This is a genomic window from Clostridium sp. AWRP (assembly GCF_004006395.2).
Taxonomy (GTDB): Bacteria; Bacillota; Clostridia; order Clostridiales; family Clostridiaceae; genus Clostridium_B.
Genome location: NZ_CP029758.2, coordinates 730,251 through 750,403, shown reverse-complemented (window position 1 = coordinate 750,403; position 20,153 = coordinate 730,251). Strand labels below are relative to the sequence as shown.

At 31.1% G+C, this 20,153-nt stretch carries 14 protein-coding genes and 1 other RNA gene; 1 reads left to right on the top strand and 14 read right to left on the bottom strand.

What is annotated here, in order from left to right; all coding sequences use genetic code 11:
* Positions 1–16: 16 nt before the first annotated feature.
* From DMR38_RS03370 to DMR38_RS03305, 14 genes are all read right to left on the bottom strand, one after another.
* Positions 17–1,816, bottom strand: coding sequence for an NADH-ubiquinone oxidoreductase-F iron-sulfur binding region domain-containing protein (locus DMR38_RS03370; RefSeq protein ID WP_127719989.1), 1,800 nt, complete (start codon positions 1,814–1,816; stop codon positions 17–19).
* Positions 1,809–2,294: an NADH-quinone oxidoreductase subunit NuoE gene (gene nuoE / locus DMR38_RS03365; protein WP_127719988.1), complete on the bottom strand. Its 486-nt coding sequence runs from the start codon at positions 2,292–2,294 to the stop codon at positions 1,809–1,811. The genes DMR38_RS03370 and nuoE overlap by 8 nt, the downstream gene beginning before the upstream one ends.
* A gap of 284 nt (positions 2,295–2,578) precedes the next feature.
* On the bottom strand, positions 2,579–3,367 hold the full coding sequence (fdhD, locus tag DMR38_RS03360; RefSeq protein ID WP_127719987.1) for a formate dehydrogenase accessory sulfurtransferase FdhD: 789 nt from the start codon (positions 3,365–3,367) through the stop codon (positions 2,579–2,581).
* Complete coding sequence (gene mobB / locus DMR38_RS03355) at positions 3,330–3,899, bottom strand: molybdopterin-guanine dinucleotide biosynthesis protein B (protein WP_127719986.1); 570 nt, start codon at positions 3,897–3,899, stop codon at positions 3,330–3,332. The genes fdhD and mobB overlap by 38 nt, the downstream gene beginning before the upstream one ends.
* Positions 3,877–5,076, bottom strand: a complete 1,200-nt coding sequence (gene glp, locus DMR38_RS03350; protein ID WP_127719985.1) for a gephyrin-like molybdotransferase Glp — start codon at positions 5,074–5,076, stop codon at positions 3,877–3,879. Before glp ends, mobB begins: the two co-directional genes overlap by 23 nt.
* A gap of 220 nt (positions 5,077–5,296) precedes the next feature.
* A complete protein-coding gene (gene fdhF / locus DMR38_RS03345; RefSeq protein ID WP_127719984.1) occupies positions 5,297–7,426 on the bottom strand; it encodes a formate dehydrogenase subunit alpha in 2,130 nt (709 codons plus the stop codon).
* Positions 7,427–7,726: 300 nt separating this feature from the next.
* Positions 7,727–7,916, bottom strand: a non-coding RNA gene (gene ssrS, locus DMR38_RS03340) — 6S RNA.
* 216 nt (positions 7,917–8,132) lie between these two features.
* The gene (gene addB, locus DMR38_RS03335) at positions 8,133–11,585 is read right to left on the bottom strand and encodes a helicase-exonuclease AddAB subunit AddB (RefSeq protein WP_127719983.1); all 3,453 of its coding nucleotides are present in this window, start codon (positions 11,583–11,585) and stop codon (positions 8,133–8,135) included.
* 21 nt (positions 11,586–11,606) lie between these two features.
* Positions 11,607–13,061 carry a hypothetical protein gene (locus tag DMR38_RS03330; RefSeq protein WP_243124426.1) on the bottom strand — a complete coding sequence of 485 codons (1,455 nt, stop codon included), beginning with the start codon at positions 13,059–13,061 and terminating at the stop codon, positions 11,607–11,609.
* 13 nt (positions 13,062–13,074) lie between these two features.
* On the bottom strand, positions 13,075–14,469 hold the full coding sequence (locus DMR38_RS03325) for an ATP-binding protein (RefSeq protein ID WP_175412911.1): 1,395 nt from the start codon (positions 14,467–14,469) through the stop codon (positions 13,075–13,077).
* 1 nt (position 14,470) lies between these two features.
* Positions 14,471–15,157, bottom strand: coding sequence for a response regulator transcription factor (locus DMR38_RS03320; RefSeq protein ID WP_175412910.1), 687 nt, complete (start codon positions 15,155–15,157; stop codon positions 14,471–14,473).
* A gap of 239 nt (positions 15,158–15,396) precedes the next feature.
* A complete protein-coding gene (locus DMR38_RS03315) occupies positions 15,397–16,335 on the bottom strand; it encodes an SPFH domain-containing protein (RefSeq protein WP_127719980.1) in 939 nt (312 codons plus the stop codon).
* 4 nt (positions 16,336–16,339) lie between these two features.
* Positions 16,340–16,765 carry an NfeD family protein gene (locus DMR38_RS03310; RefSeq protein WP_127719979.1) on the bottom strand — a complete coding sequence of 142 codons (426 nt, stop codon included), beginning with the start codon at positions 16,763–16,765 and terminating at the stop codon, positions 16,340–16,342.
* Between the two features lie 94 nt (positions 16,766–16,859).
* Positions 16,860–18,779, bottom strand: a complete 1,920-nt coding sequence (locus tag DMR38_RS03305; RefSeq protein WP_127719978.1) for an NAD(+) synthase — start codon at positions 18,777–18,779, stop codon at positions 16,860–16,862.
* A 173-nt stretch (positions 18,780–18,952) separates the two neighbouring features.
* Between DMR38_RS03305 and DMR38_RS03300 the strand changes: the two genes are divergently transcribed.
* A complete protein-coding gene (locus DMR38_RS03300) occupies positions 18,953–20,089 on the top strand; it encodes an acyltransferase (protein ID WP_127719977.1) in 1,137 nt (378 codons plus the stop codon).
* The last annotated feature ends 64 nt before the right edge of the window (positions 20,090–20,153 follow it).

Sequence of the window (20,153 nt, the reverse complement as noted above, 5' to 3'; positions counted from 1 at the left end):
ATCTACATTCACCTCCCTATAGAACCTTAACAGCATCAAACTTACAGATGTTCATGCAGTTACCGCATCTCAAACATTTATCAGCATCTATTGAATGTGGTTTCTTAATTTCCCCTGTTATACAATCAGCTGGACAATTCTTTTTACACATATCGCATCCCTTACATTTATCCGCATCTATACCAAATGTAGTAAGTTTCTTACAAACTCCTGCTCTACATCTCTTATTCTTTATATGTTCTTCAAATTCATCTCTAAAATATCTTATAGCTGCTTTTACTGGATTTGGAGCACTCTTACCAAGACTACACAGAGATGCCTTACTCGTCATGGAACATATTTCAAGAAGTTCTTCTATATCTCCTTCTTTTCCATCACCATTGCATATATCAGTGAGTATTTCAAGCATTCTCTTTACGCCTTCTCTACAAGGTACACACTTTCCACAAGATTCTTCAGCTAAAAAACTCAAGTAATATCTAGTTACATCTACCATACAGGTTCTATCATCCATTACGATCATTCCGCCGGAACCCATCATGGAATCTGCTTTAACCAAAGTATCATAATCTACTGGCAAATCTAAATATTCAGATGGTAAACATCCTCCTGAAGGTCCACCTATTTGAACTGCTTTAAACTTTCTGTCATTTAATACTCCACCGCCAATATCATATATTATTTCTCTAAGAGTAGTTCCCATAGGTACTTCTACAAGTCCAGTATTCTTAACTTTTCCAACTAATGAGAATACTTTTGTTCCTTTACTATCCTTCATAGTTCCTATAGAATGATACCAATCTCCACCTTTTTCAATTATTATAGGTACATTAGCCCAAGTTTCTACATTATTTAAAACAGTAGGTTGTCCCCACAATCCTTTTTCTGTAGTGTGTATATATTTAGCTCTAGGTTCTCCTACCATACCTTCTATAGATGACATAAGTGCAGTAGACTCACCACATACAAAAGCTCCTCCACCTCTTACTATCTGTATATCGAAGGAAAAGTCAGTTCCCAATATGTTATTACCTAATAAATTTTTCTCTTTTGCTTTATTAATAGCTTTCTGCATATTTTCTACAGCAAGTCCATATTCATCTCTTATATAAGCAAATCCATTTGTACCTCCTACTGCATAAGCACACAATGTCATACCTTCTATAACACTGTTAGGATCTCCCTCCATTATACTTCTATCCATAAATGCTCCAGGATCTCCCTCATCACCATTACATACTACATATATAGGTGATGTATCAATATCTGCAGCAGTTTTCCATTTACGTCCTGTTGGGAATCCTGCTCCACCTCTTCCTCTAAGACCTGATTTTGTTATTTCTTCAAGCACATCTTCAGGCTTCATGCTGCTTATTGCTTTTTTAAGAGCTTTATATCCGCCTCTTTCAACGTAATCTTCCAAACTTATTGGATCTATTTCACCAACATTTCTGAGAGCAATTTTGTATTGTCTTTTACAGAATTCACTTTCTTTATGATTTCTTAATCTCTGTTTTGTAGCAGTTTCAAAATATAATAATTTTTCAATTATTTCTCCATTCATCAATGTCTTTTTTACTACGTCTTCTACATCTTCTACTTTAACTTTAAAATATGCAATGTCATCTGGATATATTTTCAGTACAGGACCTTTTTCACACAATCCATCACAACCTGTTGCTTTTAATGTAACATTTACTTCTGCATTTGCACCTAATTTAGCTACTTGTGCCTTCATTTCTTCATATACTTCCATACTGCCTTTAGCTAAACAACCTGTCCCACAACATATATTGACAGTTTTTTTATCACTCATCACTCTCACTCCTATACTCACTAAGAATTTCTTCAACCAGTTTAGGTGTTAAATTTCCATAATATTTGTCATTTATCATCATGACAGGAGCTATTGCACAGCATCCTATACAGTTAACTGTATTTATTGAAAATTTAAGATCTTCTGTAGTTTCACCTGGTTTAATTCCTATTGCCTTTTCAAGTTCATCCATTACAACCATAGAACCAGCAACGTGACAAGCGGTTCCATCACATACAGTTATTATGTTTTCCCCTTTTGGAGTAAGGCTTAATGCCTTATAAAAAGTAGCCATACCATACAGTCTACTTACAGGCGTGTCCAAATACTTAGCTAAATTCTCCAGTGCTTCTCTTGGTATATATTTGTACTTTCTCTGTATATCCTGTAGTATAGCAAGAGTAAATCTCTGCTCTTTAGGATATTTCTGAATTACATCTTGTCCAGACAGGTCTTCATTTTGCTGTTTAGTTAACATTAAATACTTCACCCTCCCATTTAAATATTATAATTGATTTCCCCCTTAAAATATTAGAAGGAATAAGATATTAGCTCTAAATCAAGGATTTGAGCCTCTATACTTAAGAAATAATTTTAAAACATATAACATATTTAATTTAAAATTATTTTAATTACCTTATTTAAAAATTAAAATATAAATTTAGTCCTATTTAATTAAGAACTAATTATGAATATTAACTAATATATAACTATATAACTAATTTTTTAAGATTATATTCAAAAATGTATTAGCAGAAATTGCTATATTATTCTCTGTGGATTTGTATATACATTCATTCTTTCTCCCCTCACAAATCCAATTAATGTAACATTTAAAGCTTTTGCAAATTCTATAGAAAGATTTGTAGGTGCAGATTTAGATATTATTATAGGTACCCCAAGTCTAGCAATTTTATATACCATTTCAAAAGATACTCTGCTACTTACAAATATTATTTTATCTTTTAAATAAATATTTTTTATAAATGCCTCACCTATAAGCTTGTCTACAGCATTGTGTCTGCCCACATCCTCACAAATAGATACTACTTTATCTTCACCACAAAGAGCTGCACAATGTGTTCCTCCAGTGAGTTTAAAAGTCTTGGAATATCCAAGATTGTCCATCATTAAATCATAAATTTTATCGACATGTATGTAAACATTATCATTATTGATTAGACTAATTTTCATGGAATCAATAATATATGAAAAGAATTTACTTTTCTCATTTTCATTAAATGCTGCAGGAAGTATTGGCTTTGAATACAACTCTTTATTAAATTGGCTATTTTTCAAAGTTACCCTGGATGCTCCATTTTTTTCATCTATCTCTAGGAATTTTATTTCATCTAGAGATTTTATAATACCTTTGAAGACCAAGAAACCTATTGTTAATTCCTTAAGCTTTTCAGGAGTACACAAGAGTACTGTCAAATGTTGACCATTTACAAATATATTTAAAGGACATTCGCAAATAGTTGATTCCTCCACTGTCTTCTTACATTCTTTGTCATATTTGACTACATGAAGTTCCACGGTTCTCTTCATTTTTATTTCCTCCTATAAAGTTGTTTTCAATAAAATCAGCTACTTTTTTTATATCATTTATATCAAATACAGGAATATCAGTCATTAAATTTTCATTGGTTACAATAGCTATAAAATTTTGGAAATTATATTTGGAATTTTTGTAGAGTAAACATTTACTTGAATTTTTCCTGTATACTTCTATTTTAGGAAATTCATTCCCCTTGAAACCTTCCACTATTACAATATCTACATCTTCAAAAAGCAAAAGAAGTTCTTCTATACTTTTTGATCCATTTACTTTTTTTATCATAGCCACTGTATTATCCGATGCAATAACAACATTGTCTGCACCTGCCTCTGTAAACCTAAAGCTGTCTTTTCCTGGGTAATCTATCTGTAACTTATGAGCATCATTCTTTATTGCACCAACCTTATATCCTCTGCTTTTTAAAATTCTTATTATTCCTTCTATCAATGTAGTTTTACCCGAATTTGAACTAGATGAAATAATAGAAATCACTGACCTCTTATTTGAATATAAATTTTCCATTTAAAATATCTCCAGCTTTTGCTATATTAGTTCCCTTTTTCATGATAACCACACCATTTGACTTAGTAAGTGTAAAAAGGCCATTGGAATCTTGTCTTCCCACATCATAAGCATAATAATGGTTATCTTCCTTTTTTATGTCTACATACATATAGCAGTCTCTTTCTTTTCTTGATTTAAAATCATCTTTTAAAATTACAGGAAATTCATGCGAAAATATATCTTCTCTTCCCATCATTTTTTTAATGGATGATGCTGCAAAAGTTTCAAATGAATTTATTACGGAAAGTGGATTTCCTGGAAGTCCAAAGAATAGTTTATCTTTAAAAGTTGCAAAAACAACTGGTTTTCCTGGTTTAATAGCTACTGAAGTAAATTTTATATCTGTTCCTACTTTCTGAAGAACATCTTCTATAAAATCGTAATCACCTACAGATGCCCCTCCAGTAGTTATAATTATATCTCCCTCTTCAAATGCAGTTTTTATAGCATTAAAAATTTTATTCTTATCATCTCTTATTATTCCATAAGATTTAACCTCTGCATTTAAATTTTTAATAAGGGCAATTAATGTGTATTCATTACAATTTCTTATTTTACCTTGCATTAAGTTTTGATTTATATTTATAAGTTCATCCCCTGTATTTATTATTATAATTTTAGGGGCTTTGTAACATTTTATTTTAGTATAACCTAGTGATGCCAATAGCCCTATTTCTGCAGGTCTTATGATTTTTCCCTTTTTTAAAGCAACATCACCAATTTTTATCTCCTCACCAGTTTTAAATATGTTGGTTCCAGGAGATACCTTTTCCAATACATGAAGTTCTTTTCCTTCTACTTTTACTTTTTCTATTTGAATAACTGCATCTGCACCTTTTGGTACTGGAGCTCCTGTCATTATTTTTATGGCTTCACCATTTTTCAATACTATATCAGGAAAATCTCCCGCCTTTATGCTTCCCTTAATTCGAAATTTTGACATTTTTTCCTTAGTATCTTCACTTTTTAAAGCATAACCATCCATACAGGATTTGTCAAATGGAGGAAGATTATCTTTTGAACTTATATCCTCTGCCAATACCCTGTTAAGAGAATTTATCAGGGACATATCTTCACTTTTAAGCAGTTTTGTATTATTCATTACTATATTGAATGCTTCATGTACGTCTATCACAGTCTATCAACTCCTATTGATTTAAACCTTTTGGCTAAAAGACCTTTTAATCAAGGTCTTTTTAGCCATGTTTATCCGATGGCTACCATCCGTAACACTCCCACCCTATTAAGGTGGGAGACAACGGCTGACACGCCTCTGGATAAGTTCTTCTTAGACTCAGCTGAAGAAATGTATTCCTCTTAAGCAAACTCCACCTGAGTCTAAGAATCACTTGATATTAAACATTCATCTTTTTCTTTATTGCAGCATATTCATCTTTTATGAATTTTTCAGCTTTTTTCTGATCTTTTATAGCTTCTATTTTTACTGCACAATACTTATATTCTGGAGTTTTTGACACTGGATCTAAATTATTAGCTGTAAGTTCATTACATGCACCTACCCACCACTGATAAGTCATATAAACTGCTCCTTTATTTGCCCTCTCAGTAACAAGTGCACGGGAAACTACAGAACCTCTCCTTGAACTTACTCTCATAAGATCACCATCTACTATTTTCTTAGCCTTTGCATCCACTGGATTAATTTGTACATATCCTGGCTCATCAGCTAGCTGCTGGAGTGCTCTACAGTTTCCTGTCATTGTTCTTACAGAGTAATGCCCTACTTCTCTAACTGTAGAAAGAACAAATGGATATTCTTCATCTATCTGCTCTATAGGAGGTCTCCATTCTGCTGCAAATAAATTTGCTTTTCCATTAGGTGTATTAAATTTATTTCCTTTGTAGAGATAAGAAGTTCCTGGATGGTCTTCAGATGGACAAGGCCATTGAATCCCTCCTACTTCTTCCATTCTCTTATAAGTTGCTCCTTTGAAATTTGGACATAAATTTATAAGTTCATCCCATATTTCCTCAGTATTGTTATAATGCATATCATAACCCATAGAACATGCAATTTCTGAAATTATCTCCCAATCTGGTTTAACATCGCCCCTAGGTTCCACAGCTTTTCTAAATCTCTGGAATCCTCTATCAGCAGAACTGAAGACTCCTTCATGTTCTCCCCAAGACGTAGAAGGTAAAATTACATCTGCATGGAGTGCAGTTTTATTCATAAATATATCTTGAACTATTACAAGTTCCAATTTATCAAGAGTTTCTCTCATTTCATTAGCATCAGCATCACTTTGAACTGGATCTTCGCCCATTATATAATATGCTTTTATTTTATTCTCTTTAAGTGTTAATTCAGGAACTCGTGTTAAGTGATACCCAACTTTGTTTGAAAGTTTAACTCCCCAAGCTTTTTCAAATTTTTCCCTAATTGCATCGTCAGTTACATTTTGATAACCTGGATATACATTAGGAAGTGCTCCCATATCGCAGGCACCTTGAACATTGTTCTGGCCTCTTACAGGCCCTATACCTACATGAGGTCTTCCAAAATTACCAGTTAATAACGCTATAGAAGCTAATCCTTTAACTACATCTACAGCTTGAGCAAACTGGCATACTCCCATACCATATAATATCATAGCATTTTTAGCACTGGAATACATTTTCATAGCTTCTACTATATCCTCTGCAGGTATACCAGTAACTTTTTCTGCATATTCAGGAGTATAATTCTCAACTATGGATTTATATTCTTCAAAACCAACAGTATGATCTTCTACATATTGTTTGTCATAAAATTTCTTGTTTATAAGTATATTGGCAAAAGTATTTACAAGAACCATATTTGTTCCATTTTTTATAGGGAGCCATAAATCTGATATCCTACTAGACTCTGTTATACGTGGATCTACAACTATTATCTTTGCACCCTTTTGTTTTGCCCTAACTATTCTCTTGGCAACTATTGGATGCGAAGCTGCTCCATTGTATCCAAAAATAAGCAGTAAATCTGTATCATCTATTTCATGTATACCATTTGACATAGCACCATTTCCTAAAACGTAAGCCAGACCGGCTACAGAAGGAGCATGTCAAACTCTGGCACAGTGATCTACGTTATTGGTCCCAATAACTGCCCTCATAAACTTTTGCATTACGTAGTTTGCTTCGTTTCCAGAACCCCTAGCACATCCTGTTCCCATTATAGAATCAGGTCCATATTTCTCTTTTATTTGTGACAATCTTGAAGCCGTAAAACTAATAGCTTCATCCCAACTTACCTCTTCTAACTGTCCATTTTTTCTTATCATTGGATGTTTAAGTCTAGATGTCAATATTTTAGGATCGTTTAAAAAATCCCAGCCAAAGTGTCCCTTTAAACACAATGATCCTTCATTTGTCCTACCATTAGCAGGCTCTGCTTTAATTATCTTGCCATCCTTTACATGCAAGTATAAATTACAACCAGCACCGCAGTAAGGACAAATAGTTAAAACTTTTTTATCCATTGTTTACCCCCCAATAACTTTATATATTAAATTTGCCTATAAATTACTTTTACCGATCACAATTTCATTTTAAAATATTCAGAATTTAAAGTCAAGGTTACTAATGTTACTTTTGTTTAATTTTTATTTAATACTTTATTGAGATTTTATTGCAATTTAAAAGAATAGTTTCATTTTTTCAAGTATTTTAAAATATGGTTTTAAAGTAGATTAAAACGAAATACAGATACATTAGGCTAGACATAAAAAGAGAGATCTCTCAACCTCTCTTTAGAAATCATAATCTTCACGATTACTTTTATTTTATCCAAAATACCGTTTAACCTTACTTTGACACCTATCCAAAAATAGGTGGATGTTCTCACAGATGTCTCCATCTTCCTAAACTTTCAACTAATTATAAGTAGGCTTCATGTACCCATCTAAATATTGAACTTCCGTTTATATAACGTAGGTTCAAAACTAAAGCTTACGTATACTTCAGATCTTTTATAAATATCCAAAATGCTTTGATAACGTTTTTACAAATTTATTATATAATAAGTCATTTGCCCTGTCAATTATACTTTATATATTTTTTTACAATATGTATTGCAACTGTAAAATATGCACATATCTGTACTACTATCATATAGATGTCTGTACCATTATTCTAGTAAATAGTTCCATATAATTCTTCAAATTTTGCAACTATTCCTTCGAATTTTTACTTTCCAACTTTTCCTTCAATATCCTTCCAAACTTCTTCATCCTTTTTATCCCTAAGTATCTTATATTCATTTCCTTTTATAGATGTATCAAATTGACAAATAGCAGAATAAATACAATAACTACATCCTGTCCTGCTTTTATTTTTATATGGAGCTGCCTCTATATCTCCTTTTAGTATCTTTTCACTTAAGTCTACTATTGTGCTTCTTACATATTTCCTTAGTAATTCAAATTGCTTCCTAGTTGCTAGAGATGATTGAACCTTTGAAAGGTTACCATCTTTTTTTACGGAAGCACATATAATATCTGAGGCTTTTTCCATTTTACTGTCCATTTGCCTTATTACATCAGGATCATTTAAAAGCAATCCATTCATTCTAAGACTCTTAAGTATCCTCTTCTCTATCTCAGAGTCACTTATATTCCCTTCTGTTTTTATTATGGGATCATCCAATTTAAAATATAATATTCCTCCCGGTATACCTTCTTTATTAAATTTTTCATCCAGTTCCGCAAGTATGGCATCCAAATATATTAAAAGCTGCATTTGAAAACCATAATATATGTCTGACAGTTTAAATTCCTTTGTACCAGATTTGTAGTCTATTATTCTAACATATACAACTGAATTCTGCTCTAATAGATCTATTCTATCCACTCTTCCTATAAGACTAACTTCTTCTCCAGAATGAAGTTTTATTGAAATAGGAGGTATATCCCCAGATTCTCCAAAAGAAAGTTCATAAGCCCTTGGTACAAACTTACCTCTTTTCATATGTTCTGCTATAAGCCATACTGACCTTGTAAGTATTTTTTTTAAATTATCTGTAATATGTTTATACTTCTTTGAACTGTTCAATATAGACCCTGATATACCATTTAAAGTACTATCTACTACAATTTTTACATTTTCCTCACACCAATTCTTATCTATATCATTCCAGGTTAACTTTTTTTCTTTTAACTGTATGGAAAATTTTTTAAGTATATCATGCATAAAGCTTCCCAAATCAGGAGAGCTTAAATTATACATTTTTCTATCTTCAACTTTAAGTCCATACTTTACAAAATATGCAAAAGGGCACTCTGAAAATTTCTCTAATCTTGAAACACTTATATTCAAGTGCTTTCCATAAAGTCCTCTAACCTTACTTTTATCTAAAATTTCAATATAATTGTTATAGGAAAATCCTTTTAAAACAGTTTCAACTTTCTTACTCCAACTAGTATCATTTTTATACCATCTATATACGTTAATCCAAAGTGGATCTACAGAATTGTTATCTTCTATACTTCTTCTTATATTTGAAATCAATTCATTAAACGTATCTTTAGGTCCATTTACAGCTTCTATCCCTGCTTTCTCTCCCAAAATACCTTTCAAATTACTTTCTTCTTGAAGTTTAGGAAATAATTTCTTTATGATAGATATTACAATAGATTGTCTTTTACTTTTTCCTTCTTCATCACTCATTGAATAGCTCAATGTTAAATATTTATCTGCTTTAGTAAGTATTCCATATACTAAAAGTTGTTCTTCAAAAGCCCTGCTTCTAGTATCTTTTGCAAGTTCCATTCCTCTTTTCCTCAGTTCATCCCTGTCTTCATCCGTAAATACTCCATCTAGAGATATAGATGCTGGAAATATTCCATCGTTAACTCCAACAATATAAAGTATTCTTACATCATGACTTCTTAACCTGGTTACACTACTGACTAAAACTTGATCTAATGACGCAGGTATTACTCCTATTTTATATTGGGAAAAGCCATTTACAAGCACTTCACTAAATAACTCCATTCCAATGGATTCATCTCCTATAACAACTGCTATTTGATCTAATATATCCATTACTATATTCCATATTTGGCTATACTCATTTGCCTTATCTAATTTAGAAGCATTTCTAAACTCCTTTATAAGTGCCTCCACTTTTTCTGGAACCTCTAAATTAAGCAAAAAATTATATAGTCCTTCACACATCTGTTGTCCTGTCTTCTTACCTTTTATATCCTCCGAAAGCTTTAAAATAGGCTCTCTAACTTTATCCCTTATACAGTTTATCTTTTTTAAATATTCTGCCTCTTCTTCAGATATTTCTTCATTAAAATTTCCATAGTTTATTCTATAATTCCACGGTTTCGGATCAATCCACTTTTTCCCTCTTATTCCATTTGCAAGCACATAATTTTCTAGCATATCTATTTCATCAAATTCTAGATTCAAAAGTCCTGTTTTTAAATATCTAAATATGGATTCATAGGACCAGTTTTTTGAAAGTATTTCTACGGCTGAAATTATTAAAATTATAATAGGACTATCATCAATTTCTCTTTTTTTATCTATAAAATAAGGTATATTATATTGATTGAACACAGCTTTTATAATATTTTCATATCCATCTAAATCTCCAGTTACAACTGAAATATCTCTAAATCTAAAACCTTCATCCCTGCACATTTTTAATATGTCCCGAGCACTATTTTCCACTTCAGTATATTTATTTAAGGCTTTAAATATCCTTATACTTGAATTTAGGCTTTTATAAGTTTTATAAGGATAAGAAAAGATATATCGTTCTAGATGTGCAAGTTCCGCATTACCTTTAAATCTTCCATAAGAATTGGATTTTAAGGCTTTGGGGCTATCATAAGCTATATTATTATTTTTAGCTATTTCTAAAATTTTTTTTTCGGTAATTTGGGTAGGTAAAAATAAGTCCATACTTTCAAGAGAAGAATTCTCACTTAAAATATCTGTACATAAGGTTATATTTGTTCTATATGATTTACACATAATTTTTTCCAGCACTTTATATTCCTGGGGCGTAAAACTATAAAATTCATCAATCCATACTTCCGCATTGTTAAAAAAATTAGATATATCAAGTTTTTCATATAACAGGGATAGTATATCCTCAGAGTCTATATAATTCTTATGAAGTCTCTCCTGAAACTCCGAGTAAATTATTATTATATCTTCTAGCTTATTTTTCAGATTTATATTTTCTATTCTATCAAGGCTATCTTGTAAGAGTTTAAGGGATATGTCATACTTTTTTAATTCAGTTATCATATCTGAAATCATATTTACAAATCCTTGTTTTTTAGTGGATTTGCCAAATACTTTTAATTTTCTTTTATTCCTCTCTATTATTTCGTAGAGAAGTATAGCTTTCCCTGAATCATTTACATGCTTTCTTGTACCACCACCTACTTCACCAAACACTCTTTCTGCCGCTCTCTTAAAACTCAGTACCTGAGCTTTTAACATACCCTTTTGTCCCACTGATTTTAATAAATTTTTCTCTGCTTGAAAAGAAAATTGTTCAGGTACCAAAAGTATGAGATTTCTATTTTCATTTTCCTCTATTCTCTTTTTTATGCTCTGAAGGCAATAATAACTTTTCCCGCTTCCTGCCCTTCCATATATAAACCTTATGCTCATAATAATCACACACCTGTACTATTAATTTTTCTTCATATTCTTAATCAATTTATTCCATTCATCTACATAACTTCCTAATGACCATTGAGACATAACTGCTGTTTCTCCATTTTTTAAGTCAAGTTCCCTTTCTAGTGTTCCTATTTTTTTATTATTTAAAGAATAGATTTTTAACTTAGTTTCAGTTAAAACAACTATAAAGTCCCTATTTGGAGAAGTATACGCATCCACTGCATCTGGTATCTCTTTTTTTATTACATCAAATGATGGATATAGATCATCATAATCTGTCAAAATTGTAGGAGCTGCATACATCACATCAAAATTACCATAAGGAATTCTGCCTCTTAGCATCCACCTGCCGCTTCTCCTATCTACAGACCAATTAGTTTGCAGCTTATTTTCATCTATTTTATCTGTACTTAAGTTCATTTTTTTTAAATATAAATCTGCACTATATTTTAACCTACTCCCTGCATCATTCCCAAAAGCTTTAGAAAAATCCATCCTATTTCCATTTAAATTATCTAGAGGAAGTACACTAAAATCTCCATTTTCAAATCTTTGGTCACCATCATCATCATTATAAACTTTTCTGTCATCCATAGAAATATATTCTTCACCTACAAATAGTATTTCGCTGCTCATTCCAGAAATGCTGCGATACTTAATTCTTAAAGTTTTGTTGTTTCCAATAGGTTCACCCCAAACAATATCCTTTTTCACATCTTTTTCCCATACTTTTTTTACCCCAACCTTCCAAAATCCACTTTTCCTTGGAATTACTAAATCTTTTATATTCACAATAGGCATAATCTTTCCATATGAGGAACTTATCCACAAAGTTCTGTAATTACACCCTAGTCCCGACTCATCAATACACTTAAGTCCTAAAAGCAATCCGGATTTAGAATTCGTCTCTTTTTGACTCTTTGAAATTATAATCTTAGAATTATTTTTATTTATATTTTTAAATTCAGAATTGTTTATTTGTGTGCCATCCTTAACGAAAAAAAATATTATTCCATCTGTAAACTTTAACATTACGTTTTTATTTATCTGAATGAATTCATCAAAAAAGTTATCTTCAGAAGACACAGTAACTACTTTTATGTACTTTTCATTTATCCCTATAGAAGAAGGGTCAATTTTAAAATTACTTTGAAAATAATTCTGACTATCTAAAACCTTTACTTTAAAACTAGGATTTTTGCATATCAAATTATCAAAGTATACTCCCTTATCACTGAATTCAGCCTTTTTACCTAGCATACTTTTAGCCTTGTCCTCAGAAATAGAAGAGTCACCTGTAAATACATATCTATCTAAAATCCATGTTCCTGCTATAGGTAAATTTATGTTCTTTACGGGAACAATATTGGGATTAAGAGAAGAATTTATATTTTTATACACTACAAATACTATGCATACAACTAAAATACCAATAAGTGCAGTAAGCTTTTTCAAAAATATCACCTTTTCTAAAATTCTAGTTGTTTTCTAACGGAATGGTCAAAGTTATTTCAGTTCCCTTAACCAGCTCACTTGTTATCTCAATTTTTCCGCCATGAAGTGAAACTATTTCTTTGCATATTGATAGTCCTATTCCATTGCTGCACTTATCACTCTTGCCTTTAAAAAACTTCTCAGTGACCTTTGGAAGTTCATCTTCAGGTATTCCAATTCCAGTATCACCTACTATCATAATTAACTTTTTATCTCTTATGAAAGCCTTTAAAGTTACCTTTCCTCCTTCTTGCGTAAACTTAAATGCATTGTCCAGCAAATTGTTAAGCACCTGTTTAATTCTATTTTCATCCAGTAAGGCCAAAGGCATATTATCTTGAACTTTTACAGAAAAGTTTATATTTTGCCGCCATGCCCTTAGCGAAAACTGTTTTTTTATATATTCTATAGTATTTTTTATATCTACATAATCCTTTTTCAGTGTAATTTTACCAGATATGAATTTAGAAAAGTCTAAAAGTTCTTCTACCATCTTAGTTAGCCTGTCACTTTCATTTTCTATTATCTCAAGTCCAGTTTCTAATTCTTCCCTATCACTAAAATCTCCAGTTCTCATAGTAGAAGCCCATCCCTTTATAGATGTAAGTGGGGTTCTAAGTTCATGGGATACAGAGGCTACAAATTCATTCTTTAGTTTCTCATTTTTTAATATTTCATCTGCCATAAAATTTAGTGCATCAAATAGTTCCCCTATCTCATCATCTCTTTTTTTTTCAATTCTCTCATTAAATCTTCCACTCGCCATTTTCCTCGCCATAGCTGTAACCTCTCTTACCGGCCTTGTTATACTGTTTGAAATGAACACACTTATAATTCCTGCCATTATTATTACTGCTATTCCTATAAATATGAGCATAAAAGATATTTTTTTTATTATCGTGTCCACTTCTGAAAGAGAAGTAGCAAACCTAAGTACTCCTTCAACTTTTCCATTGGATTTTAAAGCTTTAGATACATATAGCACTTTTTCACTAGTTTTTTTATCTGTTTCTATAGAAATGCCTAATTCTCCATTTAAAGCATTTTTTATGTCTTCTCCCTTCACTTTACCAGGTATAAAATTTCCTATAGAATCCATAAGCATTCTTCCTGAAACATCTATTACTTGAACTTCTGCAGAAGTATTTTTCCAAAATATATCTGCATTGTCAGTTATATTTTTTTTTAAACTGGAAGAAGCTAAATAGCTATTATAAAAATCTACGGAAACTTCTATTTGATTAGAAACCATATTCTCCATATTTTTATAATAGTATCTGCTAATGGAGAATATCAAAAAAGCTTCAATTATCACTACAGTAAAAATTATTATAAATAGGTAGCTTCCTATCATTCTTTCCTTTATTCCATTTAACATATTATTCTTTTCTCCATCTATACCCTACTCCCCAAACAGTCTCAATATACTTTGGTTTTGAAGAATTTTCTTCTATCTTCTCTCTAAGCCTTCTAATATTTACATCAACTATTTTTGCATCTCCAGGATAGCTATACCCCCAGACAAGATTTAGTAGTTCATTCCTATTTAAAGCTTTTCCTTGATTTTCTATAAATATTTTCATCAACATATATTCTTTTGGGGTAAGTTCTAATTCCTGTTCACTTCTATAGACTTTCATAGCTCCTTCGTCTATTTTAAATTCACCCGATACAAGCACTTCATTTTTACTATCACTTTGTATTCCTATTCTCCTCAAAAGTGCATTTACTCTAGCTATTAACTCCTGGGGATTGAAAGGTTTTATTACATAGTCATCTGCTCCAAATCCAAAACCCATTATCTTGTCCGTATCCTGACTTCTTGCTGTAAGCATTATTATACCCATCTTTGGAAATTCTCTTCTAAGTATTTCACAAGTCTTGAATCCATCCATTCCAGGAAGCATTACATCTAATATTGTAACTATTGGATTTTCAGATCTTGCCTTTTCTAAAGCTCTTTCTCCCGTACTTGCTTCTATCACTATAAACTTGTTTCTTTTAAAATTTATTTTTAAAAATCCTCTTATAGAAGCTTCATCTTCTACTATTAAAACCTTTTTCACACAAACTTCCCCCATATCTCAATTATCAAATTCACAATGCATAATTCACAATTAAGAATGATTTTCTTCCGTTAAAACGTCAGAAAATAAAAATATTGCGAAGCAATATTTTTGAGAAAACAGAGGACAATTGACCTTCATTGTCCTCTGTCCTCTTTCAATGATCCTCTGAAAAATTGCTTTGGAATTTACTTAAAACTGCAAAAGCTAAGTTAATTTACTTAGAATCTTATAAAAAATTACTTCTTTTGAAGCATATCTGCTATTGCTGCCATATTACCAAGAGAAGAAATGGACTCATTTGGCAATATAAGTTTATTTGCTGGATTTTTAGCCATTTCCTTCAGTGCTTCTATTTGTTTAAGCGCTATTACCTTTTCATCTGTACCTGAATCAATTATAGACCTATTAACAAGGTGAATTGCCTTGGACTGTGCTTCTGCTACAGATTCTATTGCCTTTGCTTTACCTTCTGCCTCCAGCATTTGAGACTGTCTCAATCCTTCAGCCCTTCTTATATTTGCTTCCTTTTCAGCTTCAGCTTGCAGTATCTTGGCTTGCTTTTCACCTTCAGCTCTTGCTATATCACTCTGCTTTTGACCTTCTGCCTGAAGTATAACAGCCCTTTTATCACGTTCTGCCTTCATCTGTTTTTCCATGGCTTGCTGAATCTCAGCTGGTGGAATAATGTTTTTAATTTCTACAGACAATATTTTTATGCCATAGGCATCTGTTATCTCATCTACTACTTTTAAAAGTTCTGCATTTATTTTATCCCTTCCAGATAATACTTCATCTAAAGTCATGTCACCTACAATATTTCTCATATTGGTTATGGTGGAAAAAACTATTCCTGCTTTATAATCCTCTATATTATATATGGCATCCTTTGGATTTAATATCTTGTAAAAAATAACGTTATCAATGGATATCTTTACATTATCTTTAGTTATAACACTTTGTGGTTCGATATCAAGTATCTGCTGCTTATTTGAAACTTTCCTTCTTGCAAAATCAATAAATGGTACTAAAAAATGCCACCCTGGTTCCAATACCCTATGAAATTGTCCAAATCTCTCTATAATAGTGGCATATCCAGTATTTACCACTTTTATAGAAGAAACTATAACTGCAATAATAGCTACAAGTACAATCAAAATAAAAATTTTACTTATCATATATTTACATCTCCTTTTTTATAATAACTTTATTTCCTTCCATTCCAATTATCTTTATCATGTCTCCTTCATTAATATTATATCCTTCGTTCTTTATATTCCAGTATACTCCATCAATCCTTATCCCATTATTCTTTGCCATTTCCCTATCTATAATAACCTTCTTTCCCACATAAGTTTTTTCCCTAAGTAAAGTAGGTTTTATAGATTTTTTAATATTTTTTTTAACCATGGGATAACAAACAGCTATAAGCAGTATACTAACTACTAAAAATACTACAAGTTGAACTGTAAAGGAATATTTTAATATTCCTGCTACAATGGCAGCAATTGCTCCTATAGTAAACCATACAAATAGAAAAGCACTAGTTACCATGTCTACAAATAAGGCTACTAAACCAACTACAGTCCATAGAATGATATTAACCATGTAAATTCCAACTCCCCTATCAAAATTTTTCTATCTTTATATTATAAATAGTATACTATATCTATTCATAAATAAATCTGATTTTATATAAATTTTATTTTTGCATCCACAAATTAAAACTGGCATCTGAAGGCATTCTCCAATCTCCTCTAGGAGATAGACTTACAGTACCTACCTTAGGTCCATCTGGAATTGCAGATCTCTTGAATTGTTGAGTGAAAAATCTTTTTGTAAATACTTTCAGCCATTTACAAATAACATCATTATCGTAATCATTTTTAAAAGCTTGTTTTGCCAAAAACAATATCTTCTCAGGAGAATAACTATGTCTAACAAAATAATACAAGAAAAAGTCATGAAGCTCATATGGACCCACTATGTCTTCTGTTTTCTGTGCTATCTTTCCATTTTTATCTTTGGGCAAAAGTTCTGGACTCACTGGAGTATCAAGTATGTCTATTAAAATATCGGATATATTTTTTGATACCTCTTTATCTGCTACATATCTTACCAAATATCTCACCAACGTTTTAGGTATAGAACAATTCACACTATACATAGACATATGATCCCCATTATAAGTGCACCATCCAAGTGCCAGCTCAGAAAGATCACCTGTCCCAATTACAAGTCCACCTTCCTTGTTTGCTATGTCCATTATAATCTGTGTCCTCTCCCTTGCCTGAACATTCTCATAAGTTACATCGTGTATCTCTCTGTCGTGGGATATATCTTTAAAATGTTGAAGACATGCATCTACTATGTTTATTTCTCTAAGTTCCGTTCCTAAACTTTTACACAAATCTACCGCATTATTATAAGTTCTATCTGTAGTACCAAATCCCGGCATAGTAACAGTTATTATATTGTCTCTCGATATCTTTAACATATCAAAAGTTTTCATTGTAACAAGCAAGGCCAATGTAGAATCAAGTCCACCTGATATACCTATAACCGCTTTTTTTAAATTAGTATGACTTACCCTTTTAGCAAGAGCAGAAGTTTGTATGTTAAATATTTCCCTACATCTAATTTCCCTTTCATCTTTACCTGATGGTACAAAAGGATGTTTATCAACAGCCCTATCAAATTTTCCATAATCCATAGTTTCAAATTGAAATTTTACTTCTATAGGTTTCTCCAAAAATAACTTTACACTGTCCCTAAAGCTTACATTTCTTAAACGCTGAGCAGCTAATCGGCCTAAATCTACAATTGTAGTAATAACTTGATTTTCTCTTTTAAATCTTTCTCCAGATTTTAGCATTGCTCCATTTTCAGAAATACACACATCCCCACTAAACACTAAATCTGTAGAAGATTCAAACACTCCGCAAGATGAATATATATAAGAACACATACATCTGGCACTTTGAGATGATATTAAGTTTCTCCTATAAGTGGATTTACTTACAACTTCATTAGATGCAGAGAGGTTTCCTATAATATTTGCACCCATAAGACATAAATAACTGCTTGGAGGTACTACCGTCCATAGGTCTTCACATATTTCAATTCCAAATTTAAAATTACCACAGGTAAATATCAAGTTTGTTCCAAAGGGAATATCTTCCTGAAAATAAAAGTTAACTTTCTTATCTATAACCTTTAGTCCCTCTGTAAACCATCTTTTTTCGTAAAACTCCTCATAATTTGGAATATAACTTTTAGGAACAATACCCAAAATACTACCCTGGAATATTATGTATGCACAATTATAAAGACAACAATTATATGTAAGAGGTGCCCCTACAGCTATTAGTATATCTATATCTTTTGAATAATCACACAGATTTTTTAGAGCTTCTACGGATTTCTCCAAAAGCAGCTGCTGTTCAAAAAGATCTGCACAGGTATACGAGGTTACGCAAAGCTCCGGAAAAACTACAAGCTTTGATTTTTGCTCTAGAGCTCTATCTATACAAAGCTTTATATTATTTAAGTTAAATTCTATATCTGCTACATTTGTTAAAGGACATGCTGCAGATACTCTTACAAAATCCATTGATGACATTATATTTCCCTCCCTAATAATCTTTTAACTTTTATTATATACTTTATATTATAAGTGATGTAGATCAAATTTAAAGCTATTTATGAGTTTAATCTTAAATCCTAAGGAATTGCCTTTTCATCTGGATAAGTGTAAACTGTACAAGTATATTTTTTACTTAGGAGGAGGAAAATATGACTAAAGATAGATTAACAGAATTAGACATAATGAGAGGAATTGCTTTTATCTTAGTAGTAATACAACACACTTTTGGCGGTTATTCTTTTATAAAAGATATTTCTCTAAAAAATAGACTTATTTCAAAACTTATTTATTCAATAGGTAAAACTGCTGTACCTATATTTGTAGCATTAACTGCCATATGCCTCATTTATGTATATTACGATCATATGGATGTATTAAATTTCTATATCAAAAAATTAAAATTTTTAATTTTACCTTATATTTTTTGTTCCCTTGTAAATGATTTAATTTTACATCACAGCACTTATGGTTTTACCAACTTTATAGGGCAAATAGCTACTGGTAATTCTGCTTACCATTTATGGTATATGGCCATGATAATCAGATTATATTTATATATACCCTTAATCTTTCTATTTATGAAGAAATTAAATGGTACAAGCATTCTTATAAAAAAATCGTTTTTTATATTTTCTTTTATACTATACTATTTAATACTAAAAAACAATAATTATGTTACTTCTGCAATTGCAAAATTATTATTTAGAAACCCTTCTAAATTACAACAAAGTTTTATAAACGTAACACCTTTATTATGGATTTTTTATTTTGTAGTGGGAGCATATATGATCTTTAATTATACAAATTTAAAAGCTATGGTAAAAAAATACAAATATGTACTTATTGCTGGATACACTATACTTTTATCATATTTTTACTATGATGATATAAAAGATTTTATAGGTAATCCACTTCCATTTATAAAATTTGACCATGCTTTATATATAGTATATGTAACTACAGCAATAATTTTCTTCTATATGCTGTCTCTATACATAGATATCGCCAGTAAAAAAATCAGTATTTTACTATCATTTATAGGTAAATATTCTTTTCCGGCATATATGCTCCATGTTATCGTTATTCAAGTATGGTCAGAAAAGATACCTTCAACTCACTATCTATATAGTCCATTAATAAAACTTTTAGTAACTATAATAATAACTCCTATTATTTGTTGTATAATAAGTTACATTCCTGGAAGCAAGTACCTGATAGGTATTAGATCAAAATTTAAAAGAAAATCTACAGTAGTACAGAAGTTAAAAATAAATGCTAACAGGTAGATTATTTTTGTTTAATATGAATTTATTTATTCTTTTTGTGTACTAACGTTAAAATAAATTTAAA

What these genes read in the sequence shown, in the direction of transcription:
- DMR38_RS03310 (WP_127719979.1), bottom strand. Translation starts at nt 16,765, where the DNA reads ATGGTTAATATCATTCTATGGACTGTAGTTGGTTTAGTAGCCTTATTT.
- DMR38_RS03300 (WP_127719977.1), top strand. Translation starts at nt 18,953, where the DNA reads ATGACTAAAGATAGATTAACAGAATTAGACATAATGAGAGGAATTGCT.
- DMR38_RS03370 (WP_127719989.1), bottom strand. Translation starts at nt 1,816, where the DNA reads ATGAGTGATAAAAAAACTGTCAATATATGTTGTGGGACAGGTTGTTTA.
- DMR38_RS03325 (WP_175412911.1), bottom strand. Translation starts at nt 14,469, where the DNA reads ATGTTAAATGGAATAAAGGAAAGAATGATAGGAAGCTACCTATTTATA.
- nuoE (WP_127719988.1), bottom strand. Translation starts at nt 2,294, where the DNA reads ATGTTAACTAAACAGCAAAATGAAGACCTGTCTGGACAAGATGTAATT.
- mobB (WP_127719986.1), bottom strand. Translation starts at nt 3,899, where the DNA reads ATGGAAAATTTATATTCAAATAAGAGGTCAGTGATTTCTATTATTTCA.
- DMR38_RS03315 (WP_127719980.1), bottom strand. Translation starts at nt 16,335, where the DNA reads ATGATAAGTAAAATTTTTATTTTGATTGTACTTGTAGCTATTATTGCA.
- addB (WP_127719983.1), bottom strand. Translation starts at nt 11,585, where the DNA reads ATGAGCATAAGGTTTATATATGGAAGGGCAGGAAGCGGGAAAAGTTAT.
- DMR38_RS03305 (WP_127719978.1), bottom strand. Translation starts at nt 18,779, where the DNA reads ATGTCATCAATGGATTTTGTAAGAGTATCTGCAGCATGTCCTTTAACA.
- fdhD (WP_127719987.1), bottom strand. Translation starts at nt 3,367, where the DNA reads ATGAAGAGAACCGTGGAACTTCATGTAGTCAAATATGACAAAGAATGT.